This is a genomic window from Bradyrhizobium sp. SZCCHNS3052, from assembly GCF_032484495.1.
Lineage (GTDB): Bacteria > Pseudomonadota > Alphaproteobacteria > Rhizobiales > Xanthobacteraceae > Bradyrhizobium.
Genome location: NZ_JAUETB010000014.1, coordinates 160535 through 183329, shown reverse-complemented (window position 1 = coordinate 183329; position 22795 = coordinate 160535). Strand labels below are relative to the sequence as shown.

Annotated in this window: 23 protein-coding genes and 1 tRNA gene; 8 read left to right on the top strand and 16 right to left on the bottom strand. The window is 66.0% G+C overall.

Annotated elements, in window-relative coordinates; all coding sequences use genetic code 11:
- Window positions 1-277: 277 nt before the first annotated feature.
- From QX073_RS30380 to QX073_RS30365, 4 genes are all read right to left on the bottom strand, one after another.
- On the bottom strand, window positions 278-1780 hold the full coding sequence (locus QX073_RS30380; RefSeq protein WP_315715845.1) for an ammonium transporter: 1503 nt from the start codon (window positions 1778-1780) through the stop codon (window positions 278-280).
- 39 nt (window positions 1781-1819) lie between these two features.
- Window positions 1820-2158, bottom strand: a complete 339-nt coding sequence (locus tag QX073_RS30375; protein WP_006611147.1) for a P-II family nitrogen regulator — start codon at window positions 2156-2158, stop codon at window positions 1820-1822.
- A 332-nt stretch (window positions 2159-2490) separates the two neighbouring features.
- The gene (locus QX073_RS30370) at window positions 2491-3801 is read right to left on the bottom strand and encodes an ammonium transporter (RefSeq protein ID WP_315715846.1); all 1311 of its coding nucleotides are present in this window, start codon (window positions 3799-3801) and stop codon (window positions 2491-2493) included.
- Between the two features lie 90 nt (window positions 3802-3891).
- Window positions 3892-4230 (bottom strand): P-II family nitrogen regulator, encoded by a 339-nt coding sequence (locus QX073_RS30365; RefSeq protein ID WP_172112996.1) that lies wholly within the window; start codon window positions 4228-4230, stop codon window positions 3892-3894.
- A gap of 208 nt (window positions 4231-4438) precedes the next feature.
- Between QX073_RS30365 and QX073_RS30360 the strand changes: the two genes are divergently transcribed.
- A complete protein-coding gene (locus QX073_RS30360) occupies window positions 4439-5314 on the top strand; it encodes a DUF4339 domain-containing protein (protein WP_315750571.1) in 876 nt (291 codons plus the stop codon).
- A gap of 5 nt (window positions 5315-5319) precedes the next feature.
- On the opposite strand, the gene tesB is transcribed toward QX073_RS30360, so the two are convergent.
- Entirely contained in the window at window positions 5320-6195 is an 876-nt protein-coding gene (tesB, locus tag QX073_RS30355) for an acyl-CoA thioesterase II (protein ID WP_315715848.1), read from the bottom strand.
- Between the two features lie 155 nt (window positions 6196-6350).
- Between tesB and QX073_RS30350 the strand changes: the two genes are divergently transcribed.
- Window positions 6351-7571 carry a ubiquinone biosynthesis hydroxylase gene (locus QX073_RS30350; RefSeq protein ID WP_316226839.1) on the top strand — a complete coding sequence of 407 codons (1221 nt, stop codon included), beginning with the start codon at window positions 6351-6353 and terminating at the stop codon, window positions 7569-7571.
- A gap of 86 nt (window positions 7572-7657) precedes the next feature.
- Here the strand turns inward: QX073_RS30350 and QX073_RS30345 are convergent, their stop codons facing one another.
- From QX073_RS30345 to QX073_RS30335, 3 genes are read right to left on the bottom strand one after another with little or no spacing between them, the layout of a single operon-like run.
- A complete protein-coding gene (locus QX073_RS30345; RefSeq protein WP_316226838.1) occupies window positions 7658-8587 on the bottom strand; it encodes an alpha/beta hydrolase in 930 nt (309 codons plus the stop codon).
- Between the two features lie 3 nt (window positions 8588-8590).
- Window positions 8591-8788, bottom strand: a complete 198-nt coding sequence (locus QX073_RS30340) for a Trm112 family protein (protein WP_006613415.1) — start codon at window positions 8786-8788, stop codon at window positions 8591-8593.
- Between the two features lie 56 nt (window positions 8789-8844).
- The gene (locus QX073_RS30335; protein ID WP_315715851.1) at window positions 8845-9387 is read right to left on the bottom strand and encodes a TetR/AcrR family transcriptional regulator; all 543 of its coding nucleotides are present in this window, start codon (window positions 9385-9387) and stop codon (window positions 8845-8847) included.
- Between the two features lie 89 nt (window positions 9388-9476).
- On the opposite strand from QX073_RS30335, the gene QX073_RS30330 reads away from it, so the two are divergent.
- The 3 genes from QX073_RS30330 (at window position 9477) to QX073_RS30320 (ending at window position 11314) form a co-directional block, all read left to right on the top strand.
- Window positions 9477-9827, top strand: a complete 351-nt coding sequence (locus tag QX073_RS30330; RefSeq protein WP_315715852.1) for a hypothetical protein — start codon at window positions 9477-9479, stop codon at window positions 9825-9827.
- Window positions 9828-10175: 348 nt separating this feature from the next.
- On the top strand, window positions 10176-10472 hold the full coding sequence (locus QX073_RS30325) for a cupredoxin domain-containing protein (protein WP_315715853.1): 297 nt from the start codon (window positions 10176-10178) through the stop codon (window positions 10470-10472).
- Window positions 10473-10483: 11 nt separating this feature from the next.
- Window positions 10484-11314 carry an FTR1 family protein gene (locus tag QX073_RS30320; RefSeq protein ID WP_315750577.1) on the top strand — a complete coding sequence of 277 codons (831 nt, stop codon included), beginning with the start codon at window positions 10484-10486 and terminating at the stop codon, window positions 11312-11314.
- Here the strand turns inward: QX073_RS30320 and QX073_RS30315 are convergent, their stop codons facing one another.
- Both QX073_RS30315 and trxA read right to left on the bottom strand, forming a co-directional pair.
- Window positions 11315-11989, bottom strand: a complete 675-nt coding sequence (locus tag QX073_RS30315; RefSeq protein WP_315715855.1) for an LON peptidase substrate-binding domain-containing protein — start codon at window positions 11987-11989, stop codon at window positions 11315-11317.
- 48 nt (window positions 11990-12037) lie between these two features.
- The gene (gene trxA, locus QX073_RS30310) at window positions 12038-12958 is read right to left on the bottom strand and encodes a thioredoxin (protein ID WP_316226837.1); all 921 of its coding nucleotides are present in this window, start codon (window positions 12956-12958) and stop codon (window positions 12038-12040) included.
- A 288-nt stretch (window positions 12959-13246) separates the two neighbouring features.
- On the opposite strand from trxA, the gene QX073_RS30305 reads away from it, so the two are divergent.
- Window positions 13247-13321, top strand: a tRNA-Gly gene (locus tag QX073_RS30305).
- Window positions 13322-13358: 37 nt separating this feature from the next.
- Here QX073_RS30305 and QX073_RS30300 read toward each other — a convergent pair.
- From QX073_RS30300 to QX073_RS30290, 3 genes are all read right to left on the bottom strand, one after another.
- Window positions 13359-14792, bottom strand: a complete 1434-nt coding sequence (locus tag QX073_RS30300) for a caspase domain-containing protein (protein ID WP_316226836.1) — start codon at window positions 14790-14792, stop codon at window positions 13359-13361.
- 113 nt (window positions 14793-14905) lie between these two features.
- Complete coding sequence (gene pncB / locus QX073_RS30295) at window positions 14906-16210, bottom strand: nicotinate phosphoribosyltransferase (protein WP_315715858.1); 1305 nt, start codon at window positions 16208-16210, stop codon at window positions 14906-14908.
- A 99-nt stretch (window positions 16211-16309) separates the two neighbouring features.
- The gene (locus QX073_RS30290) at window positions 16310-17653 is read right to left on the bottom strand and encodes an amidase (RefSeq protein ID WP_315715859.1); all 1344 of its coding nucleotides are present in this window, start codon (window positions 17651-17653) and stop codon (window positions 16310-16312) included.
- Window positions 17654-18037: 384 nt separating this feature from the next.
- Between QX073_RS30290 and QX073_RS30285 the strand changes: the two genes are divergently transcribed.
- The gene (locus tag QX073_RS30285; RefSeq protein ID WP_315715860.1) at window positions 18038-19315 is read left to right on the top strand and encodes a PQQ-dependent sugar dehydrogenase; all 1278 of its coding nucleotides are present in this window, start codon (window positions 18038-18040) and stop codon (window positions 19313-19315) included.
- A 172-nt stretch (window positions 19316-19487) separates the two neighbouring features.
- Window positions 19488-20069: a c-type cytochrome gene (locus tag QX073_RS30280; protein WP_315715861.1), complete on the top strand. Its 582-nt coding sequence runs from the start codon at window positions 19488-19490 to the stop codon at window positions 20067-20069.
- 206 nt (window positions 20070-20275) lie between these two features.
- Here QX073_RS30280 and panE read toward each other — a convergent pair whose 3' ends face one another.
- The 3 genes from panE to QX073_RS30265 all read right to left on the bottom strand — a co-directional run bounded on the left by panE (window position 20276) and on the right by QX073_RS30265 (window position 22762).
- The gene (gene panE / locus QX073_RS30275) at window positions 20276-21199 is read right to left on the bottom strand and encodes a 2-dehydropantoate 2-reductase (protein WP_315715862.1); all 924 of its coding nucleotides are present in this window, start codon (window positions 21197-21199) and stop codon (window positions 20276-20278) included.
- A gap of 113 nt (window positions 21200-21312) precedes the next feature.
- A complete protein-coding gene (locus QX073_RS30270; RefSeq protein ID WP_316226835.1) occupies window positions 21313-22050 on the bottom strand; it encodes an SDR family NAD(P)-dependent oxidoreductase in 738 nt (245 codons plus the stop codon).
- 103 nt (window positions 22051-22153) lie between these two features.
- On the bottom strand, window positions 22154-22762 hold the full coding sequence (locus QX073_RS30265; protein ID WP_315715864.1) for a 2-hydroxychromene-2-carboxylate isomerase: 609 nt from the start codon (window positions 22760-22762) through the stop codon (window positions 22154-22156).
- Window positions 22763-22795: the final 33 nt, after the last annotated feature.

The window sequence follows — 22795 nt, the reverse complement described above, 5'->3', positions numbered from 1 at the left end:
CCGCCGTCGTCCCTGCGAACGCAGGGACCCATAACCACAGGGTTCAGTTGTTTTGCACGGGACTCGCCGCCTGCCTCTTACAAACATCACGCGGTATGGGTCCCTGCGTTCGCAGGGACGACATCGGCTATTTGGCGCGCGCTCGGCCCTCACGATCCAAACAAAAAGAAAGGGGCCCCAGCTTGCGCTGGAGCCCCTCAACGGTCAGGGCATTGCCGGGTATTTGCCCGAACCGAAGTTGCGGACCTGGTCGCGTACGACCAAGTCCCGGGAGAACTCAGTAGTTGTAGGCGCGCTCGCCGTGGTCGGTGATGTCGAGACCCTCGCGCTCCTGCTCCACGGTCGGGCGCAGGCCGATGATCACGTCGACGACCTTGTAGAGGATCGCCGAGCCGACACCCGACCATACCAGCGTGGCGACGACAGCCTTGATCTGCGCCAGCATCTGCGTGGCGAAGTCGTAGGTGCCGGCGTTGTTGCCGGTGATGTTGGTGTAGTCGGTGATGCCGACGCCACCCAGGGCCGGGTTGACCAGGATGCCGGTGGCCAGAGCGCCGATGATGCCGCCGATGCAGTGCACGCCGAACACGTCGAGCGCGTCGTCATAGCCCAGCGCGTTCTTCACGGTGGAGACGAAGAACAGGCAGACTGGGGAGACGATCAGGCCGAGCACCAGCGCGCCGATCGGACCGGCATAACCGGAGGCCGGGGTAACGGCGACGAGACCGGCGACCGCGCCCGAGCAGATGCCGAGCAGCGACGGCTTGCCCTTGACGGCCCATTCGCACAGCAGCCAGGACAGCGCCGCACCGGCGGTCGCGACCATGGTGTTGACGAAGGCCAGGGCGGTGACGCCGTTCGATTCCAGGTTGGAGCCGGCATTGAAGCCGAACCAGCCGACCCACAGCAGCGCGGCGCCGATCATGGTCATGGTCAGCGAGTGCGGAGCCATCAGCTCCTTGCCGTAGCCGGTGCGCTTGCCGATCAGAACCGCGCCCACCAGACCGGCAATGCCGGCGTTGATGTGAACGACGGTGCCGCCCGCGAAGTCGAGAGCGCCGGCGCCGGCGAGCCAGCCGACAGCACCGGTGACTTCGTCGAGCTTGGCCTGGGCGGCGGTCTTGGCGGCAGCGTCGCCAGCGGCAGCGAGAGCCTTGGCAGCAGCAGCGACGTCATCGGGAGCGGCGATGTACCAGACCCAGTGCGCGATCGGGAAGTAGATGAAGGTCACCCAGAGCAGGATGAACAGCATCACCGCCGAGAACTTGATGCGTTCGGCGAAGGCGCCGACGATCAGGGCCGGGGTGATCATCGCGAAGGTCATCTGGAACACGAAGTAGGCCAGCTCCGGGATCACCACGCCGTTCGAGAAGGTCGGAACGGTCGAGTTGGCGTCGACGCCGTGCAGGAAGGCCTTGGAGAAGCCGCCCACCCACGAGGTCATGCTGCCGCCGTCGGTGAAGGCGAGCGAGTAGCCGTAGAGCGTCCAGACCACGCCGACCATGGCGACGATGGCGAACACCTGGGTGAGGACCGAGGCCATGTTCTTGGTGCGGACGAGGCCGCCATAGAACAGCGCGAGGCCGGGGATGGACATCATCAGGACGAGCGCGCTGGACACGAGCATCCAGGCGACGTCGCCCTTGTTGGGAACCGGGGCGGCTGCGGCAGCGGCGGCAGGCGCGTCCTCGGCGAACGCCACATCGACGAGGCCTGCGACGCAGAGCCCTGCAATTGCGAGCGTAACCCATCCCGCGCTGGTTGGACGCTTGAACGTCATTTTATTGTACTCCGTAAGTGTTCTGGTTTGAGCGCGAAATCAAAGGGCCGCAGCGTCCGCTTCGCCGGTGCGGATACGCACGGCGTGGTCGAGGCTGATGACGAAGATCTTGCCGTCGCCGATCTGGCCGGTCTTGGCGGCCGAGCTGATCGCATCGATGGTCTTGTCGACCTGGTCGGAGGGGATCGCGACCTCGATCTTGATCTTGGGCAGGAAGCTCACCGCATATTCGGCGCCGCGGTAGATTTCCGTATGACCTTTCTGACGGCCGTACCCCTTCACTTCCGTCACCGTGAGACCATGAACGCCGATGGCGGTCAGGGCGTCCCGGACTTCTTCGAGCTTGAATGGCTTAATGATCGCCATAACAATTTTCATGGGTCCTATCCCCGCTTGGGCCCGGCACGGACGTTACCGAGCGCTTCCTGTCGACTGAGGTTCACCACGCGGAGAAATCTTCACGACGCGGGCACAGCCGGGAGCGATAGAATCAAATGCCGTGCCAGACGGCTGGTCAGGGCTAACGAGCGGTGAATCCTGACCTTTTCACCCCTCGGGAGGGGCAGCAGGGGCTGCGCTATTCCGTCGCGCTCAAGGAATGGGCAGGTATGCGCAAAAGTTGCGCATGTCAGGCTCAAGACACAATGCTGCTCAGCGCGCGGGCAGAATCCTGCGGCGCCGAACAGGTCAATTGGCGTCAATTGCTGCAGCTATTGCAGCGCCTCGCCATGCTGGGAGATGTCGAGTCCTTCCAGCTCGTGCTCACGCGACACCCGCAGCGGCACGAAGGCGCTGACCAGCTTCAGGAGCCCCCAGGTGACGCCGCCCGACCACACCAGGGTGACGGCGACGCCGTAGAGCTGGGCCGCAAGCTGCTTCGGGTTGCCCTCGATCAGCCCCGCCGTGCCGCCGATCGCGGCGGTCGCGAACACGCCGGCCAGCACGGTGCCGGTGAGGCCGCCGACGCCGTGGACGCCGAACACGTCGAGCGAATCGTCATAGTTGAAGCGGTGCTTCAGCGAGGTGCAGGCCCAGTAGCAGATGATACCGGCGAGCGCGCCGATCACCAGCCCATGCCAGGGGGCGACGAAGCCGGACGCGGGCGTGATGGTGCCGAGGCCGGCCACCGCGCCCGAGATCATGCCGAGCACAGACGGCTTGCGCCGCGTCGACCATTCCAGCGCGCCCCAGGTGACGGCGCCGGCGCAGGCGGCCAGATGCGTCGTCAGGATCGCCATCACCGCATGCGCATTCGCCCCGAGCGCCGAGCCGCCATTGAAGCCGAACCAGCCGACCCAGAGCAGGCCGGTGCCGACCACCGCGAGCGACAGGTCGAACGGCGAGAGGTTCTCACTGCCGTAGCCCTGGCGGCGTCCCATCACCAGCGCGGCGACCAATCCCGCGGTGCCCGCGGAGAGATGCACGACGAGACCGCCGGCGAAGTCGACCACGCCGGCCTGAGCGAGAAAGCCGCCGCCCCAGATCCAATGCGCCAGTGGCACATAGACGAAGATGAACCATGCGATGCTGAACAGGAGGTAGGCGGAGAAGCGCATGCGGTCGGCGACCGAGCCCGCCACCAGCGCCACCGTGATGATCGCGAACGTCATCTGGTACAGCATGAACAGCGACTCGGGGATCGTCTTGGCGCCGGGATGGACGCTGTCCATGCCCATGCCGGCGAGGAAGGCGCGGTCGAGCGAGCCGATCCAGGTGCCGTCGCCGACGAAGGCCAGCGAGTAGCCGAATGCGACCCACAGGATCGAGATCAGCATCACGGCTGCGAGGCTCTGCGCCATCGTCGCCAGTACGTTCTTCTTGCGCACCATGCCCGAGTAGAACAGCGCCAGACCCGGAATGGTCATCATCAGCACCAAAGCGGTGGCGACGATCATCCAGGCGGTGTCGGCCGGTTCGATCGTGGACGGCGCTGCGGCCGCTGCTGGCGTGGTGAAGGCAATCGCTCCCGCTGCAGCCAATGCTGCAGACGCGCGCAGGCTACGAGACGCGCTGGTCTCCATGACAGTCCCCCCGGCATGTCAGATGTTAGGATTTTGCAGTCCGCCGCGCCGTTGCGGCGGGCGTGCAGCCGTTGCGGCTGCTTGACGGGCTTAGAGTGCGTCGGTGTCGGTTTCGCCGGTGCGGATGCGGCGGGCATGATCGATCGGCGTCACGAAGATCTTGCCGTCGCCGATCTGGCCGGTGCGCGCGTGCGTCGTGATCACCTCGACCGCCTTCTCGGCGATGTCCGAGTTGACCGCGATCTCGATGCGCAGCTTGGGCAGGAAGTTCACGATATATTCGGCGCCCCGGTAGATCTCGGTATGGCCCTTCTGGCGACCGTAGCCCTTGACCTCGGTGACGGTCATGCCGTGGACGCCGATCGCGGTGAGGGCTTGGCGCACCTCGTCGAGCTTGAAGGGTTTGATGATCGCGACGACGAGCTTCATGGGCGGGCCCTGGTTTCCTCAGGTAGGAGCAGCCTGTTTCGGAGGCAGGCTTGGGATGGCCATTTTGGCCTGTTCCTAGGCAAATGGCACAAAATCAGCGCAGCGTTAAGCGAAAACGTCAAGGAGTGACGGATATCACTGAACGGAACGCGACATCGCCCGACAGACTGAAGACGTTTTCCTGCCATCCCACATTCAAGGACATCCCATGTCGAATCGTTCCTGGTATTACGCGGCGCAAGGCCAGCAACAGGGCCCCATTTCGGAAGACGAACTGCGCGACCTGATCGCCCGGGGTGTCGTCACGGCCGAGACGCTGCTGTGGAGCGACGGCATGGCCGGCTGGGAGAAGGCCGGGCGCATTCCCGGCCTGATGTCGGGCGTGCCGAGCATCTCCCCCGGCGTCCCGCCCGCGTTCGAGGCCGGCGTGCCTGCGTCGGGCGGCGCGCTCTCGGTCAAGCTGGACACCTGGTCCTATCTCGGCTGGACACTGCTGTATGTCGTCGGCCAGTTCCTGGTGGTGATCACGCCCTGGACCGCTGTCTATCTCTACCGCTACGTGATCGAGCGGATGCGGGTGCCCGGCCGGCCGAACCTCACCTTCACCGGCCAGCCGCTCGACATCTGGTACGTCTTCATCGCGATGGGCGTGCTGGCCTATGTCGGCCTCAGCGACCGGCCGATCCTCAACCTGATCTCGCTGGTTGCCCCGGCGTTCCTGGGCTGGATGGTGCTGCGCTGGCTGCTGAGCAACCTCGCTTCGAATGGCGAGCGGTTGCCGATCCATTTCGAAGGCAGCCCCGTCGTCTATGCCGGCTGGTACCTGCTGATGATCGTGTCGGGCATCACCGTCATCGGCTGGGCCTGGGTGCTGACCGCCTGGATGCGCTGGGTCTGCCGCAACATCCAGGGGACGCGGCGCGAGGTCGTGTTCACCGGCTCGGGCCTGCAGGTGCTGTGGCGCACCTTCGCGTTCGTGCTCGGCTGCTCGGTGATCATTCCGATCCCGTGGCTGCTGCGCTGGTACAGCGCCTGGTACGTGTCGCAATTCGCGGTCGTCCCGCGGACGGCACAGCCGGTGTGATGCGGCTAGGCCCGGCGCTCGCGGATCGAGCCCTCCTGCGCGACGGAGGCGACCAGCGTGCCGTCGGGCTTGAAGATCGAGCCGCGGGTGAGCCCGCGGCCGCCCTGCGCGCTCGGCGAATCCTGCGCATAGAGCAGCCATTCGTCGGCGCGGAACGGCCGGTGAAACCACATCGCATGATCCAGCGAGGCCGGCATCATGCGCTTGTCGAACAAGGTGCGGCCATAGCGCGCCATGACCGCGTCGAGCAGCGAGAAGTCCGAGGCATAGGCCAGCGCGCACATGTGCAGCGCCGGATCATCGGGCAGCTTCGCCGCCGTCTTGATCCAGACGTTGATGCGGCCATCCTCGATCTTCTGGCCGAAGTACCGGTTCAGTTCGACGGGGCGCAGCTCGATCGGCCGGTCGGATTCGTAGTAGCGGCGGATGAAGTCCGGCATCCTTTGGAAGACCTCCTGAAACATCGGCTGCTTGGAGATCTCCTCCGCCGTCAGCTTCTCCGGCGGCGGCACGTCCGGCATCTTGTCCTGGTGGTTGAACGCGCTCTCCTCGTCGCTGTGGAACGACACCATGATCGAGAAGATCGCATTGCCGTGCTGGATCGCGGTGACGCGCCGCGTCGCATAGCTCTTGCCGTCGCGCAGACGCTCGACCTGGTAGATGATCGGCACCTGCGGGTCGCCGGGGAGGATGAAGTAGCAGTGCAGCGAATGCGGCAGCCGGCCCTCGACGGTGCGGCACGCCGCCATCATCGCCTGGCCGATCACCTGGCCGCCGAACACGCGCTGCCAGCTCGTCTTCGGGCTGTTGCCGCGGAACAGGTTCACCTCGATCGGCTCGAGATCGAGGATCGAGATCAGGTCGATCAGTCCCTTGGACATGGCGCGGTGCTTTCGCTGGCTCGGCCGGCCGCTCCGGTCCCGTTCTCGCGGGATCAGGCATCCGGAATTGATGGCCTCGGGTGGCAGCCCTTGGTTCACGCCCCTGTTTCGCCCAGCTATAATCCTCCCGCAAGAGTAACTGTGAGCAGGGTGGCATGACGACACAGCGAAGCATTGTCATTTGTGGCGGGGCCTTTGCCGGCCTGGCGCTCGCGCTCGCGCTTCGGCAGGGGCTCGGTCCCGAAGTGCCGGTGATCGTGGCCGATCCGGCGCTCGCCAACCGGCCGAGCCGCGATCCACGCGCCAGCGCCATCGTCGCGGCGTGCCGCAAGCTGTTCGATGCGATCGGGGTCTGGGCGGACGTGGCGCCGCAGGCGCAGCCGATCCTCGACATGGTCATTACCGATTCCAAGCTCGAGGACGCGACCCGCCCGTCGTTCCTGACGTTTGCGGGCCAGGTCGAGGCCGGCGAGCCGTTCGCGCACATGGTCGAGAACCGGCTCTTGATCGATGCGCTGGTGCGGCATGCGGAGGCCGCAGGCGTCGAGCTCAAGGCGATGCCGGTGACCGGCTTCGTGACGCGGGCCGACGGCATCGCGGTGACTCTGGGCGACGGCAGCCAGCTCGAGGCGAGCCTGCTGGTGGCCGCTGACGGCGCGCGTTCGAAGCTGCGCGAGCGCGCGGGCATCCAGACCCATGGCTGGGACTATGACCAGTCCGGCATCGTCGCGACCATCGGTCATGAGCGCGACCATGGCGGCCGCGCCGAGGAGCATTTTCTTCCGCCCGGACCATTCGCGATCTTGCCGCTGACCGGCAAGCGCTCCTCGCTGGTGTGGACCGAGCGGCGCGCCGAGGCGAAGCGCCTCGTCGCGCTCGGCGCGGATGAATTCCATGCCGAGCTGGAGAAGCGCGCCGGTCTGCATCTCGGCGAGTTGAAGGTGCTCGACCAGCCGCGCGCTTTTCCGCTGTCCTACTTCGTCGCCCGCTCGTTCATCGCGCCGCGGCTGGCGCTGGTCGGCGACGCCGCCCATGTGATCCACCCCATCGCGGGGCAGGGGCTCAACATGGGGCTGAAAGACGTCGCCGCACTGGCCGAGGTCGTGGTCGATGCGGCAAGAATGGGGATCGATCCGGGGCAGGTCGATGTCCTCGAACGCTACCAGCGCTGGCGCCGCTTCGACACGATGGCGATGGGCGTTGCCACCAATTCGCTGAATTTCCTGTTCTCGAACAAGTCGACGCTATTACGGGCCGTACGCGACATCGGCCTTGGCATCGTCGATCGCGCGCCGCCGTTGAAGGAGCTGTTCATCAAGCAGGCCGCGGGCCTGACCGGAGAGATGCCACGGCTGCTGAAGGGAGAGGCGCTGTAGAGCATGATCCGGAAAAATGGGGACCGGTCTTCCCTCGCGACAAACGCCGAAGGCGTTTGCGCGGAGATCATGCTCGAACAAGGAGCTCAGCGCGGGCCTGCGGCGGCGATGAAGCCGGCGACGGCCTCGACCATGTCGGGGTCGAGCGGACGGTCGGGCTCGTTGTAGGAGGCGAGGTTCTCGTCCTCGTTGGCGACGTCGACCAGGACGTGGTTCATCTCCGGCAGCCACAGCGACTTGGCGGCCGGTGCGGCGGCGGCGAGCGCGACCATGTCGAGGCGTGCGATCTGGTGGTCGCGGGCGCCGCCGACGATCAGTATCGGGATCGTGAGCTGCTTCAGTGGATCGATCGGGTCCTCGGCAAAGGCGGAGCCGATGCTGGGCTGCATGCTCGGTGCGACCGGCAGCTCGGGCGGTGGCGGGTCCACGACCTGCCCGGCCATGATGGCGTCGATCGCCTTGGCGACCGGCTCCATCTTCGCGGCCGGCAGCTTCTTCTCGAGCTGCGCCTTCAACAGGTCGCCCTGCCGCCGCGCCGATGTGGTGAGCAGCACGAGGCGGTCGACCGGGGTGCGGCGGGCGGTGAGGATGGCGACCAGGCCGCCCTCGCTGTGGCCGACGAGAACGATGCGGGCGAACTTGCCGCGCAGGAAGTCGACCAGCGCGGCGGCGTCGTCGACGTAGTCCTTGAAGCGGAAGTCCTCCGGCTTGCCGAACTCCGCCTTCCAGCCGCGTGCGCCGCGCTTGTCGTAGCGCAGGCTGGCGATGCCTTGGGTGGCGAGCTGCTCGGCGAGCTTCTTCAAGGTCGCCGGCTTGAGCTGCGGCCCATTGCCATCCCGGTCCGTCGACCCGGAGCCGGCGATCAGCAGCGCCACCGGCGGGCGCTCGACACCCGCTGGCGTCGTCAGGACGGCGTCGAGTGCGCCAATGCGGACGGCGCTCTCCTCGGCCGAGACCCCCGAAGCGAGGGCCATCAGCGCCACGGCGAGCGCACAGCGGATCACGACGGGCCGCATCGGTCAGTCGATCTTCCGCGCTTCCTCGGGCAGCATGATCGGGATGCCATCGCGGATCGGGTAGGCGAGCTTCGCCGACCGCGAGACCAGCTCCTGTTTCGCCGCGTCGTATTCCAGCGGGCCCTTGGTCATCGGGCAGACCAGGATCTCGAGCAGCTTGGGATCGACGGAATTGGCGGGGCGTTCGAGCGGGGCGTTCATGGCAAGGGTCTCCGGCGGGCGCCTCTGTAGCATAACGTCCGCTCGCTTGTCGTGCTTCAAGGCATGTGCCGGGCGATCCGGATCAGCTCGTCGATGACCGCGTCCAGTTGCTCGGCCGGCAACGGCCGATCCGACAGCGCGTGGCCGAGGAAGGTCCAGTACAGCACCTGGGCGCGTGCGCGCGCGATCGCCGGCACTAGTCCCTCGGCTGCAAGCAGGCTCTCGACATAGCCCAGCCGGCGCCTGTCGATGGCTTGGACAGCCTGCCGCGCGGCGGGGTCGGATCCGGCCCAGTTGCGCACGGCGCGCTCCAGGGTGAGCTTGACGTTGAACGCGCGGCGGAGGAGCACGGCAATGGCCGGCTGGTCGCCGGCGTTCGCCTCCACCCCGGTGATGATCTGCTCGGCCGCAATCTCCCGCCACTTCTTGAGGAGGGCCGCGTGAAACCCGGCCACATCGGCGAAATGCCAGTAGAAGCTGCCGCGCGACACGCCCAAGGCTTTCGCCAGCGGCTCCGCCTTCAGCGCGGTGAAGCCCCGGCTGGCCAGCACCTTCAATCCCTGTGTCAGCCAATCGTCGGCCGAGAGCTGATCGGTCATGTCGTCACCATGAGACGACCATACACAGCTGTATTGACGACCGCCAGGGCTTCGTGCATTGTCCATACATAACTGTATGGAGGCGTGCCATGCGCGATGCGCTGCTCGTGACCGCGGGGCTGATGGCGATCACCGTCGCCGTGATCCACGGCGTGCTCGGCGAGACGACGGTTTTCGCGCGTGCCACCATCTCGCCGGAGCGGCTGCGAACCCTGCTGCGGCTGGTCTGGCAGACTGGCACGGTGGCGTGGATCGGCTGTGGCGTGCTGCTCGCCGTCGCCCCGCAAATGGCGTCGGAGTCGGCGCGGCATTGGACGGTGACCACGGTCATCGTCGTGTTCGCTTTCGCCGCAGGCGCCAATGCGCTCGCGACGCGCGGGCGGCATTTCGGCTGGGTCATGCTCGCCGGCGTAGTCAGTCTCGCCATCGCCGGCTACTGACGCGGCGAATCCCGGTCCACCGCAGCGCCGCCACGTACCCGGCGAGAGGAAGGCATCGCGACGCTCCGTAACCGCCGCGTCGCCTCAACTGCTGTTCGGCCGCACTCCGTTCACCGCGAGGCCACTGCCACGACACATTCGCCAAGAATGGTTCCAACTTAGAAGGAGTCTCTTTGCAGACACGGCGACGAGCCGCTTAGCTGTTCGTCGTCGCGAACGGGTGCCCGGCGTCGACATCGATCCGGGCGCACAACCGTTCTCCGATTTGCTTGTCTGGATAGGAGAGGGGACGGATCGATGTTGGTCGACGTGGTGCGGAAGTTGGTCGTCGTAGGTGGAAGCGTCGGCATGCTGTTGATGGCAGCGCAGGCGCACGCCGGGGGATCGAGCGAGATCTGCCTCACCTATGCCAACGGTCAATTCGAGCCCAAGGAGCCGACCGTTCCCGCGGACGCGCCGCTGACCATCCGCGTCCGGAACATGGAGGGCAAGGCCATCGAGTTCGAGAGCGAGACCTTGAAGGTCGAGAAGGTGATCGCGGCCAACAGCGAGGCGGTGCTCAACGTCCGCGCCATGAAGTCCGGGCGCTACGAGTTCTATAACGACTTCAACGAAAAGGCCCGCGGCTTCGTCAACGTCCAATAGGTCCAGATCCCATGCTCGCCGCCCTGATCATCGTCTTCCGCGAAGTGTTCGAAGCCGGCCTGATCGTCGGTATCGTGCTTGCCGTCACCAGCGCGGTTCCGCATCGCCTGCGCTGGATCGGCGCGGGGCTGTTTGCCGGCCTGGTCGGCGCATGCATCGTCGCGGCGTTCGCGGGAACGTTGACGCAGCTATTTGAAGGCATGGGGCAGGAATTGTTCAATGCGGGGATCCTGTCGGCTGCCGTGATCATGCTGACCTGGCACAATGTCTGGATGGCCCGGCACGGCCGCGAGATGAGCACTGAGCTGCGGACGATGGGCCAAGCGGTGGCAGACGGCGCCAAGCCGCTGGTCGCGCTGGCGACCGTGATCGCCATCGCCGTGTTGCGCGAGGGCAGCGAGGTCGCGCTGTTTCTCTATGGGGTGGCGGCCTCCGGCGACGGCAGCGGGCGGGCGCTGCTCGGTGGCGGCGTCCTTGGCCTGCTGCTCGGCGTTGCCGTCTGTCTCGCGACCTATCTCGGCCTGATGCGCATCCCGCCGCGCGCGCTGTTCAAGACCACCACCGTGCTGATCACCCTGCTGTCGGCGGGAATGGCCGCGCAGGCGGTGTTCTTTCTCGCCCGCGCCAACTGGCTGACAACGTTCGACCATGTGGTGTGGGATTCGAGCGCGGTTCTGCCCGAGCGTGGCGTCGCCGGGCGGACGCTCAAGGCTCTGATCGGCTATACGGATCAGCCTACCGCGATGCAGCTCGCAGTCTACATCGGGGTGATCGTCACCACCATCGCACTGATGCGCCTGACGGCGGCCCCGCCAGCGCCGCGCGCGGCTCCCGCCGAGTGATCATTGCAGCGGCGGATCGCCCGAGGTCCGCTTCTTGGCGAGATCCATCTCGGTCACGGCGATGAGGATTTCGGCGCGGGTCTTCAGGTCCGGCGCCTCGAGCATCGCCTGCTTCTCCGCCGGACCATAGGGCGACATCATCGCCAGCGCGTTCACGAGCGCTTCGTTCGGCGCCGCTTCGATGCCGGCCCAGTCGACCTTGAGATTGTTCGCCTTGAGGAAGTCGGTGAGAACCGCGAGCAGCGCTTCTCGGTCCACCGCGTCTTCACCCTTGCGCGCCGTGAAATCATCGACGAACGGGAAATAATCGACCTTGCACTGCCGATAGGGCGTGAGCACCGTCATTTCCTCGACCACCTTGAAGCGGGACACGCCGGTGAGCTCAAGGATGTAGCGGCCATCGCCGGACTCGGCGAGCTGCGTGATCCGGCCGACGCAGCCGACCTTGAATAGCACCGGGCGCTCCTCGCTGGAGGAGTGCGTGACGTCGGGCTGGATCATACCGATGAGCCGATGGCCGTCACGAAGCGCATCGTCGACCATCGCGAGATAACGCGGCTCGAAGATGTTGAGCGGCATTTGGCCGCGCGGCAGCAGCAAGGCTCCCGCCAACGGAAACACCGGAACGATCTCCGGCAGCTCGGCGGGACCGCGATATTCGGCATTGATCGGCATGCGATACCTCGTGTCCGCTGGAACGAGCGCGCGTCCCGTCCAGCCGGGTTACGAAAACAGGATCGTCGACAGCCGCTTGCGGCCCTCGATGGTGGCCTCGTCGGCGCCGCCCCAGGCTTCGAAGAACTGCACGAGCTGCTTGCGCGCGCCGTCTTCGTTCCATTTGCGGTCACGCTTCACGATCTCGAGCAACTGGTCGGTGGCTTCCTTCCGCTTGCCCGCGGCGTTCAGTGCGGTCGCCAGGTCAAAACGCGCCTGGTGGTCGAGCGGATTGGCGGCGACCTTCTGTTCGAGTTCGCCGACCGGCCCGAGCGACTGGGCCTGCTCTGCCAGATCGATCGCGGCCTGCACGGCGGAGACCGCGGAATCGCTACGCTTGGCGTCCGGGACCATCGCAAGCGTCTGCTTGGCCTCGTCGATCGCGCCGAGCTCGACCTGGCACTTCGCAAGCCCGGCGATCGCGGGGATGTTGGCGGCATCGATCGCGAGCACCTCGGCATAGATCTCGGCCGCGCCGGCCGCATCGCCTTCAGCGAGAACCGCTTCGGCTTCCTTGAGGATTTCGGCGATGTCGGGCTCGCCGACGCCGGGAACGCCCTTGGTGATCTTTTCGATGAAGGCGGCGACCTGGCTCTCGGGCACGGCACCCATGAACCCATCGGCGGGCCGTCCGCCGACGAACGCGATCACAGCCGGAATCGACTGGATGCCCATCTGGCCAGGGATGGCCGGATGCTCGTCGATGTTCATCTTGACCAGCTTGACCTTGCCCTTGGCGTCCTTGACGGCTTTTTCCAGGATGGGCGTCAGCTGCTTGCACGGTCCGCACCACGGCGCCCAGAAGTCGATGAGGACCGGCTGCCGCTTCGATTCCTCGATGACGTCCTTCACGAAGCTCTGCGTCGTGGTGTCCTTGATCAGATCCGGCACCTGCGGCGCCGGTCCGCCGCCCTGCTCAACAATGGTCACGGGGTCCCTCGTCCGAAAAATTCCGATGAACGGCGACCGGGAACCGGCCGCCGCCGCGCCTCAATACACGTTTTCTTTCACTTTAAGTGGCGGTCCAGCTGGAAATTTCAATCAGCGCCCATCGCGGTCCGGTGATGGGCAGGTCTCAGCCCGGTTCGGCCGGTCCCGGCCGCTAAAATTTGAACGTCGCCGGCGTACGAAACCTGTCGCAGACCTGTTGCATTCGTCCGCGGCATTTGGCATAGGTCTGCCCGTCGCTGGCGGCCACGCCGCCAAGGCGTCACGGATGCGGGTGTAGCTCAGTGGTAGAGCACGACCTTGCCAAGGTCGGGGTCGAGGGTTCGAACCCCTTCGCCCGCTCCAAAAATTCCGCTCCGTTCCCCTCTCGCCTTATGCCTCATCATTTCGTCGGCGGGGATTTGTCCCAGGCCGCGAGCGCGTCGGCGAATACCCGATCTCCACTGGGACCTTTGCCGATTGCGAGGATGCCGCGGCGCTGGTTCGCATAGACGACCGGGATGTCGAACCATTCGCGCCGTGCGAGCAGCTCCTCGTTGCGCGCGCGATCGGCCTCGACGTTGGACAAGCCCACCAGGAACGAATCTTCGGTGATCTTGACGGAAAGCCCGGCAAGCGGCGTCCCGCGCGAATTCTCATCCGCCTTCATCAGCATTCCTGGGACGCTGCTGATGCCGCCACCGACGAAATCGGCAGCGGGCCTGAATGTGAGCTCGGCGACATGGCTGGCCGGCAGGCTGGGATCGTCGTTGCGGCGCAACTGCAGGCTGACCTTCAGTTTGCGCTCGGGAATGTCGATCTCGCCACGGATCACCGGCGTGGGCCGTCCCGATTGTGCGTTCTTGACCGTCTCCGTCCGCCAGGTGACCGAGCCGGAATAGCGCTTACCCTTGGGGTCGGAGAGATCCTCATCATACAGCACGGCAAGTCCGGGCGTCCGCGCATCTGCCGCGTCGGACGATGCGGTCGGGCTCGAAACGGGAGCGCTGCTCCGGGCGGCGGCGGGGCCAGCGGGCTGCGCTGGCTTCGCCGCAGCGGCGCTCAGTTGAGCGCCGCCGTCGATCGACGTGAACATCACGAGCGGCTGCTGCGCTCCGCCCGTGGCACGCTCCACCGCCGCATTGGTCTGGTTGAAGGTCTCGATCAGGCGTTGGCCTGGCTGCTGCAGCGCCTCTGCAAGGGCGGCGGCGAACACGCCGTGACCGTCCGGGCCGCGCTGTCCCGCCGTCCCGGCCTGTGCGGCAAAGGAGATCACGGTCCGTGCGGAAACGTCGACCGGGACGAGGCCGGCGGCAAGACCGGCGATGCCGCGCCCGGCGAACGGATTGGAGCGGAAGGCGTCGAGAATGATCACGTTCTGCCGGGGGCCCGATCCGCCCAGCTCGCGCAAAATCGCAGTCAGGTCGCGCAGCTCGGTCTTGAGATCCGCAGCTGTCGCCGGCGCCGCGTCGACCGGGACGAGATAATCGGCGCCGCCCAGGTTGAGCCCATAGCCGGCATAATAGATGAGCGCGACGTCGGCGTCGGCGATCCGGCCCTTGAACTCGGCAAGCGCGCGATCGAAACTTCGCCTGTCGAGGTCGATCTGCGCGGCACCGCCGCTCAGGGTGAAGCCGAGTCGCGACAGGCTGTCGGCGATCAGCCGGGCATCCGCCGCCGGCTCGTCCAGCAGCGGTGCGTGCTCGTGGATGGCGTTGCCGATCACCAGCGCCACCCGCTTGTCGGCGGCAGCGGGCCCGGTCGAGATCAGGATCGCGCCGACGACAAGGATGGTTGCAGACAGCAGCTGTCCAACTCGGCCGATCACCCGACGCATGCCAACGATCTCCTGTCACCCGATCTGCTCGTGCGACGATTTTACCGCGTTTCGAACAAAGCGGGAACAAGAATCGTGGCAGGAAAGAGAAATTGCCGTGGGCTGTCGGCGGCCTAGACGACCACCGGCGTGCGCACCCGGCCGGCATCGCCGAACACGCGGAGATAACGGGCGATCTCGGCGGGATCGCCGGTCGCCTTCTCCGGGTTGTCGGACAGCTTCACGGCGGGGTGCCCGTCTGCCGACGTCACCTTGCAGACCAGCGAGATCGGATCGAGGTCGACCGAGCCGTCCGGCGAGCAGCCGACGAAATCGTTGGTCAGGTTGGTGCCCCAGCCGAACGACAGCCGCACCTGGTCGGAGAACCGATGATGGATCTGCTCGATCGATTCGACGTCCATCGCGTCGGAGAACACGAGCAGCTTCTGCTTGGGATCGCGCCCCTTCGATTTCCACCAGGCGATGATCTCCTCGCCGGCCTGGATCGGTGGCGCGCTGTCGGGACGGAAGCCGGTCCAGTCGGCGACCCAGTCGGGTGCGTCGCGCAGGAAGGCCTTGGTGCCGAATGCGTCGGGCAGCGCGATCAGCAGGTTGCCTGCGTAGGTCTGCCGCCACTGGTCGAGAATGCGATAGGGCGCGAAGCGCAGCTCGTCATCGTCCTTGGCGAGCGCCGCTGCCACCATCGGCAGCTCGTGGGCGTTGGTGCCGATAGCCTCGAGGTCGTTGTCCATCGCCAGCAGCACGTTGGAGGTGCCGGTGAACGACGGGCCGAGACCTTCCTTGACGGCCTCGACGCACCAGCGCTGCCACAGGAAGCCGTGGCGGCGGCGGGTGCCGAAATCCGACAGCCGCAGCCCCTCGAGCTTGCGCAGCCGCTCCACCTTGGCCCACAGCTTGGCCTTGGCGCGGGCGAACAGCACGTCGAGCGCGAACCGGCCCTGGCCCTTCATGGCCTGGCGCGAGCGCAGCTCGTTGACGATCGCGAGCGCCGGGATCTCCCACATCGTGGTGTGGGTCCAGGGCCCGTGGAAATGCAGCTCGTACTGGCCGTCGGACTTGCGCAGCTCGTATTCGGGCAGGCGGAAATTGGCGAGCCAGGCGATGAACTCCGGCGAGAACATGTGGGTCTTGCCGTAGAAGGTGTTGCCGGCCAGCCAGATCAGCTCCTTCTTGGCGAAGCGGATGGTGCGGGCGTGGTCGAGCTGGGCGCGCAATTCGCCCTCGTCGATGACGTCGCCGAGCCGCACCCGCCGGGTCCGGTTGATGACCGAGAAGGTCACCTGCTGACTCGGGTAGAACTCCCGAATCATCTGCAGCATCAACAGCTTGTAAAAGTCGGTGTCGAGCAGGCTGCGCACGATCGGGTCGAGGCGCCAACCGTGATTATAGGTTCTGCTCGCGATGTCTGTGATTGTCATGTGACCGTTTTACAGCGCTGGCCGCAAACCCGCCACTGGGCTTGTCGGAGGAGGCCCTCGTGGCGCGGCGGCATCCTTGCTCGGGGGTCGTGGCGGCGATTAGCGCGCCAGGAGCGGCACGCCGGGATCGAACGCCAGCACCGCTTCGGCCCATTTCGCGACGCGGAGCACGTGGAGGTCGTTGCGATAGGGGCCGGCGATCTGCACGCCCAGTGGCAGGCCGTTGTTGCCGAACCCGGCCGGCAAGGAGATGGCCGGCGCTCCGACGAAGGTCCAAGGGGCGCAATATTCGGCGTCCCCGGTCCAATCCAGGCCGCGCGGCGCTTCGCCGAAGGCTGGCAAGGTGAGCACTGCGTCGAAGCCGTCGAGCTCAGCGGCGAGCGCCTTCTGCCTGAGGGCTTGGGCCGCCTTCGCGGCGAGATATTCCATGGCCGTCTTGCTTCGCCCGCTCTCGACGTGGCCCTTCATGACCTCGCTGACCCGGTCGGGATAGCGCGCGATCAGATCGGAGAAGATCGTGGTCGCCTCGCTGAGCATGATCGTGGTGATCGCATCCCAGTTCACCGCGTCGAGCTCTCTCAGTTCGATCTCGTCGATCGTCGCGCCGGCGCTGCGCAGCTTGTCGACGACCGATTCGAACACCGCCTTCTGCTCGGCCTCGGCGCGCTCCCATTTGGCGAAGCGCACCACCGCAAGCCGTGGCGTGCGGAGCGTCGTGGGGCCGTGGTCGATGTCGACGGTGAAGCCCGGCAGCGGCCGGCCGTGGCGATCATCGGCGCTGGTGCCGGCCAGCAGAGAGAGGGCCAAGGCCACGTCGTCGACGCGGCGGGCGAAGAAGCCGACATGGTCGAGCGACGGGCTGAGGGGATGCACGCCGACGCGTGGAATCGCGCCGAAGCTCGGCTTGAAGCCGACGACGCCGTTGAAGGCCGCCGGTCGGATCACCGAGCCGAGTGTCTGCGTGCCCAGCGCCAGCGGGACCAGGCCGGCCGCAACGGCCGCGGCCGATCCGGACGATGAGCCGCCCGGCGTGTGCTCGGGGTTCCATGGATTGACGGTCGGACCTGGATGACGCCAGGCGAATTCGGTGGAGACCGTCTTGCCGAAGATGGTTGCGCCGAGATTGCGCAGTCGCTCGACCACCCAGGCGTCCGCATCCGGCACGTGATCGCGGTAGATCTGCGAGCCGTTGGTGGTCGGCATGTCCGAGGTGGCGATGATATCCTTGATGGCGACGGGAATTCCACCGAGCGGGCCGGTCTTTGGAGCGACATCCCGCGGCAGATATTCGAATGCTTTCAGCCGCGGTTCGATTGCCTGCGTCTTCTTCAGGCAATCTTCGCCATAGGCGGTGGCCGCTGTCGGATCGGCTGCAAACCGTCGCAGCAGCTCGAGAACGCCGGCACCGGCCTTCGGCGTGGACACAGGGAAACGCTCGGACATTCATCGATCCTGTCGACTTGATCTCATTGCCGCGCGGTGAACGGTCGCAGCCGGTTGTTCCGATCCTATCGGGTGTTCAAGCGCGCGCCAATCGTCGGGCCGATCGGAGCATATGAATACAGCGCATGGCGGCAGGCCCGTGCCGCGTGGCGGACAATCGCCGATGCGGCGCAGGCGTGAGCATGGGCATGCGCATCCAGTATGAGATGAGTGGAACGGCATCTCTTGAGCCTCGCGCGAACCTGGCAGCAATCCGCTTCTCACCCGCTCAGGATGTGCTACCATTTTCGCGCAGGACCACTGGTGTGGTCGGCCAAAGGACGTCTTCAGATACGTTCCGAATAGTAGACGCAGCCACATGAGCTGCCTCATGGGAGTGAAGCGATGACATCGGCTTTTCACCGAAGCATTCTTGCGCTTGCAACAATCAGTCTTCTCGCCGGCACCAGCATCGCCGGCGCGCAGCAGCAATCCGATCAGGGCAAGGGCCTGAAGAAATACGAATCAGGCACCAAGGAGTTCTGGACGCATCCGCCGGACGACTGGTTCCTCGGTGACGAGACCGAGGCGCAGAAGGGGCTGGCGCCGCCATCGGGCCCGCCGACCGGCGCCTCCGATGCCGAGCTTGCGAAGATCGTCAAGCAAGTGAAGCTGCCCGACGGCTTCAAGATGGAAGTCTGGGCGTCGGGCGTGCTCGCCGCGCGGCAGATGGCGTGGGGCGACAAGGGCACGCTGTTCGTCGGCTCGTTCGGACTCGGCAACGTCTATGCGATCAGCGACAAGGGCGGCAAGCGCGAGGTCAAGACGGTCCTCAAGGGCTTGAACATGCCGACCGGCCTTGCCTTCCAGGACGGCAATCTCTACGTCATCGCCGTCGACAAGCTGATCAAATACGAGAATGCCGAGGCCAATCTCGACAATCTCGGCCAGGGCAAGGTCGTCTATGACGACATGCCGTCCTATGCGGCGCATGGCTGGAAATACATCGCGGTCGACAAGGAGGGCTGGTTCTATATTCCCTTCGGCCCGCCCTTCAACATCGGCATTCCGCCGACATCGGTGTCGCAGATCCGCCGCGTCGATCCACGCACCGGCAATGCCGAGATCTGGGCGCTCGGCGTCCGCAACAGCGTCGGCGGCGACGTCGATCCGCGCACCGGCCGCTACTGGTTCACCGAGAACGCGCGCGACTGGGTCAGCGATGAACTGCCGAGCGACAAGCTCAACATGATCTCGAAGATCGGCGAGCATTTCGGCTATCCCTATTGCCATCAGGGTGACATGCCGGATCCGAAATTCGCGATGGGTCACAAGTGCTCGGAGTTCACGCCGCCGGTGCTGAACCTCGGTGCGCACGTGGCGCCGCTCGGCATGAAGTTCTACACCGGTGACCAGTTCCCGGCGGAGTACAAGAACAACATCCTGATCGCCGAGCACGGCTCCTGGAACCGGCACAAGTACCAGGGTGCGCGGATCATGCGCGTCATCGTCGGTCCCGACGGCAAGGACGCCAAGCAGGAGGTGTTCGCCTCCGGCTGGCTCGAAGGCGACCAGGGCTATCTCGGCCGCCCCGACGACATCATCCTCGCCAAGGATGGCTCGATCCTGGTGGCGGACGACTGGGCCGGCGCGATCTATCGCATCAGCTACGAGAAGAAATGAGCTCGTCGTGAAAGCGGGGCTGCGCGCTGCCTTACGGCGGCCGCAGCCCCAGCTATTTTGACAGTCGCGCGTTGACCGGGGGCGAGGTACCGCTCATCGACCGAAGGCCGGTCCGCGCGCCATAGCAATGATGGGAGCGAGAACCCCCGCGATGACTCCAGGGACCTCCAGAATGTGCCAGGCAGCAGCGGCCGCGCTGACGCTCTTGCTCGTGCTTGCGGCGCGTCCGGCCTCCGCGGCCGATCTCGAGGCGGGCAAGGCCAAGGCCGAGCTCTGCGCCGGCTGTCACGGCGAGAACGGCATCTCGCAGACCGAGAACATTCCTTCGCTCGCCGGCCAGCAGGATCAGTTCATCCAGTGGCAGCTCGTGTTCTTCCGCGCCGGCACACGCAAGAACGAGGCGATGAAGCCGATCGTCGATCAGCTCACCAACGAGGATATCCGTAATCTCGGCGCCTATTTCGCCTCGCTGCAGCCGGCCAAGGCGCCGCCCGACAATGATCCGGATCTGTCGGCCAAAGGCGCGCAAGCCGCCGCCGGCCGCCGCTGCGCCTCGTGCCATCTCGACAGCTATGCCGGCACCAAGGGCGTGGCGCGGCTCGCCGGCCAGCGCGAGGAATATCTCGTCAAGGCGCTGCACGACTACAAGAGCGGCCAGCGCGTCGGCGGCAGCCAGGCGGCGATGACGGATGTTGCCTATCCGCTGAGCGACGAGGAGATCACCGCGCTCGCGCATTATCTGGCGCACCTGTAGCTGGGACGTCGCCCAGATCACAATTGTCGTCCCGGCCTCGTGCCGGGACCCATACCGCGGAAGCTATCGAGGGACGTCGGTGAGACTGGCCTGCTTCACTACGGACGGTGGCTATGGGTCCCGGCGCGAGGCCGGGACGACATCGGAGTCTGTGGCGCCATCGTGCCTGACCAACGGTTCGGCGAACACCGAGGCGACACCAAGAGCTACTTGTCCCGCTGTGCCTCATAGACCTTGAGCTGGGTATAGGCGATGCGCAGCCGTGGCACCGGGACCTTGGCGGCATCGGCGCGGGCGACGAGATCGCCGATGACGTGATCGGCCTCGACCGGCAGGCCGGCGCGGAGATCGCGGAACATCGAGGCGGTCATCGGTGATCCCTCCGCCGTGAGCATGCCGGAGACACGCTGGAAGAAGGCGCCAGCCGGAGGGTAGCCGGCGGCCGCAGCGGTGGCGCTGCATTCGTCGAGCATGCCGAGCAGGAAATCCTTGCCGCCCGGCGCGGTCAGGATCACGCCGACCGGCCCGCGCATCAAGGTGGTCGACGCGGCGAGCGAGGACAGGAACACCCACTTCTCCCACATGTCCTGCATGATGTTCTCGCTGGCCGACGCATTGAAATTGCCGCGCTGGAAGATCTCGAAGATCGCGCGGACGCGCTCCGACGATCCGCCGTCGCGCTCGCCGAAGCTCAGCGACTGCATCGGCTGCAGCTGCACCACCTCGCGCTGCTCGTTCAATGTCGCGGCGATGGCGCAGAGCCCGCCGAGCACGCGCGCGCGCCCGAACCTGGCGTCGAGCACGTCGAGGTGCTTCATGCCGTTGAGCATCGGAATGATCGCGGTGTCAGGTCCCACCGCCGGTGCAAACGAGCCGATCGCGTCGTCGAGATCGAAGGCCTTGCAGCTCAGCAGGACGACGTCGAAGTGCTGCTTCAAACCATCCGCCTGCACCGTCCGCGGATTGGGCAACGTGACGTCACCGGTCGGACTGCGGATCACGAGGCCGGCGCTGGCGAGTTCAGCCGCGCGCCGCGGGCGGACCAGGAACGTGACATCGGCTCCGGACTGCAGCAGCCGGCCGCCGAAATAGCCGCCGATGGCGCCGGCGCCGACGACGAGAATACGCATGGGTGGATCCTCCGTGAGCGGGCCGCATCATGCAGAAGCGAGTGGCGAATGGCGAGTAGCGAATGGGAATAGGCTCCATTCCCTATTCGCTACTCCCTATTCGCTATTCGCCTCTACCACTTCTCGCCAAACGGCCGGATCTCCATTTCGAAGGTCCAGGCGCTCTTCGGCTGCTGGTAGACCTGCCAATAGGCGCCGGCAACCGAGGACGGCGGCATCAGCAGGTCCGGATTGTCCAGCGCCTCCTCGCCCCAGAGCTGGGCGCGGCGCTCGCGCACCCAGGCGGTGTCGACGCCGGAATCGATGATCAGATGAGCGACATGGATGTTCTGCGGCATCAGTTCGCGCGCCATCGCCTGCGCCACCGCGCGCAGGCCGAACTTGGCGGAGGCGAAGGCCGCGAAGCCGGCGCCGCCGCGCAGCGACGCGGTCGCGCCGGTGAAGAAGATCTTGCCGCCGCCGCGCGGCAGCATCAGCCGGGCGGCCTCGCGGCCGGTGACGAAGCCGGCCCAGCACGCCATCTCCCAGACCTTGCGGAACACGCGGTCGGTGGTCTCCAGGATCGGGAAATTGACGTTGGCGCCGACATTGAAGATCACGACCTCCAGCGGCGCATGCTTGTCGGCGTCGTTGAGGAAGGCGGTGGTCTCGTCCTCCTTGCGGGCATCGAGCGCGCGCGCCACGATCCGCCCGCCGGCGCTCTCGACCTCCGCGACCAGCGGCGCGAGCTTGTCGCCATTGCGGCGGCCGGCGAACACCGTGAAGCCTTCGGACGCGAACTTCTTGACGATCTCGGCGCCGATGTAGTCGCCGGCCCCGACGACCGCGACGGTGGCGTTGCGCTGCTGCATGCTTGGTCTCCGTTCTCCCGAGGCGTCATTGCGAGGAGCGAAGCGACGAAGCCATCCAGTCCTTCGTCGTGGCTCTGGATCGCTTCGCTCGCGATGACGGCGATTACCTGCCTAGGATGTAGTCCTCGACGTCGCGCAGCTGTTCCTTGCCGAAGAACATCTCGTTGCCGACGAAAAAGGTCGGCGAACCGAATGCGCCGCGCTCGACGGCGCGCTGGGTGTTCTCCACGAGCTTCGCCTTGACCTCGGGCTCCTGGGCGCGGGCGAACAGCCTGGCCCCGTCGAGCCCGGACGATGTGATCGCGGCGATCGCGATCTCGGGATCGTCCATCTTCTTCGGCTCGCGCCACATGTGGTGGAACGCCGCGTCGACATAGGCCTCGAACACGCCCTCGAGCTGGGCGGCGATGGCCGCGCGCATCAAGTTCAGCGTATTCACCGGGAAGTACGGATTCCAGACCCAGGGCTGCACGTGGTAGCGCTTGAGGAAGCGCTGCGTCTCGACCTCGTGGAACTCACGCTTGTTCTTGATGCCGGCGAGCGACTCGGCGGGCGACTTGTTGTTGGTCGCCTTGAAGATGCCGCCGAGCAGCACCGGGACATAGTAGAACTGGACGCCGATCCGCTTCACGATCGCCGGGATCGCCTCGTGGCTCAGATAGGCGTTGGGACTGCCGAAGTCGAACATGAATTCTGGCGCTGGACGGCTCATGGGCGGTCTCCTCGGTTTTTCGCATTGTGGTCC

What these genes read in the sequence shown, in the direction of transcription:
- QX073_RS30380 (WP_315715845.1), bottom strand. Translation starts at nt 1,780, where the DNA reads ATGACGTTCAAGCGTCCAACCAGCGCGGGATGGGTTACGCTCGCAATT.
- QX073_RS30375 (WP_006611147.1), bottom strand. Translation starts at nt 2,158, where the DNA reads ATGAAAATTGTTATGGCGATCATTAAGCCATTCAAGCTCGAAGAAGTC.
- QX073_RS30370 (WP_315715846.1), bottom strand. Translation starts at nt 3,801, where the DNA reads ATGGAGACCAGCGCGTCTCGTAGCCTGCGCGCGTCTGCAGCATTGGCT.
- QX073_RS30365 (WP_172112996.1), bottom strand. Translation starts at nt 4,230, where the DNA reads ATGAAGCTCGTCGTCGCGATCATCAAACCCTTCAAGCTCGACGAGGTG.
- QX073_RS30360 (WP_315750571.1), top strand. Translation starts at nt 4,439, where the DNA reads ATGTCGAATCGTTCCTGGTATTACGCGGCGCAAGGCCAGCAACAGGGC.
- tesB (WP_315715848.1), bottom strand. Translation starts at nt 6,195, where the DNA reads ATGTCCAAGGGACTGATCGACCTGATCTCGATCCTCGATCTCGAGCCG.
- QX073_RS30350 (WP_316226839.1), top strand. Translation starts at nt 6,351, where the DNA reads ATGACGACACAGCGAAGCATTGTCATTTGTGGCGGGGCCTTTGCCGGC.
- QX073_RS30345 (WP_316226838.1), bottom strand. Translation starts at nt 8,587, where the DNA reads ATGCGGCCCGTCGTGATCCGCTGTGCGCTCGCCGTGGCGCTGATGGCC.
- QX073_RS30340 (WP_006613415.1), bottom strand. Translation starts at nt 8,788, where the DNA reads ATGAACGCCCCGCTCGAACGCCCCGCCAATTCCGTCGATCCCAAGCTG.
- QX073_RS30335 (WP_315715851.1), bottom strand. Translation starts at nt 9,387, where the DNA reads ATGACCGATCAGCTCTCGGCCGACGATTGGCTGACACAGGGATTGAAG.
- QX073_RS30330 (WP_315715852.1), top strand. Translation starts at nt 9,477, where the DNA reads ATGCGCGATGCGCTGCTCGTGACCGCGGGGCTGATGGCGATCACCGTC.
- QX073_RS30325 (WP_315715853.1), top strand. Translation starts at nt 10,176, where the DNA reads ATGCTGTTGATGGCAGCGCAGGCGCACGCCGGGGGATCGAGCGAGATC.
- QX073_RS30320 (WP_315750577.1), top strand. Translation starts at nt 10,484, where the DNA reads ATGCTCGCCGCCCTGATCATCGTCTTCCGCGAAGTGTTCGAAGCCGGC.
- QX073_RS30315 (WP_315715855.1), bottom strand. Translation starts at nt 11,989, where the DNA reads ATGCCGATCAATGCCGAATATCGCGGTCCCGCCGAGCTGCCGGAGATC.
- QX073_RS30300 (WP_316226836.1), bottom strand. Translation starts at nt 14,792, where the DNA reads ATGCGTCGGGTGATCGGCCGAGTTGGACAGCTGCTGTCTGCAACCATC.
- pncB (WP_315715858.1), bottom strand. Translation starts at nt 16,210, where the DNA reads ATGACAATCACAGACATCGCGAGCAGAACCTATAATCACGGTTGGCGC.
- QX073_RS30290 (WP_315715859.1), bottom strand. Translation starts at nt 17,653, where the DNA reads ATGTCCGAGCGTTTCCCTGTGTCCACGCCGAAGGCCGGTGCCGGCGTT.
- QX073_RS30285 (WP_315715860.1), top strand. Translation starts at nt 18,038, where the DNA reads ATGACATCGGCTTTTCACCGAAGCATTCTTGCGCTTGCAACAATCAGT.
- QX073_RS30280 (WP_315715861.1), top strand. Translation starts at nt 19,488, where the DNA reads ATGTGCCAGGCAGCAGCGGCCGCGCTGACGCTCTTGCTCGTGCTTGCG.
- panE (WP_315715862.1), bottom strand. Translation starts at nt 21,199, where the DNA reads ATGCGTATTCTCGTCGTCGGCGCCGGCGCCATCGGCGGCTATTTCGGC.
- QX073_RS30270 (WP_316226835.1), bottom strand. Translation starts at nt 22,050, where the DNA reads ATGCAGCAGCGCAACGCCACCGTCGCGGTCGTCGGGGCCGGCGACTAC.
- QX073_RS30265 (WP_315715864.1), bottom strand. Translation starts at nt 22,762, where the DNA reads ATGAGCCGTCCAGCGCCAGAATTCATGTTCGACTTCGGCAGTCCCAAC.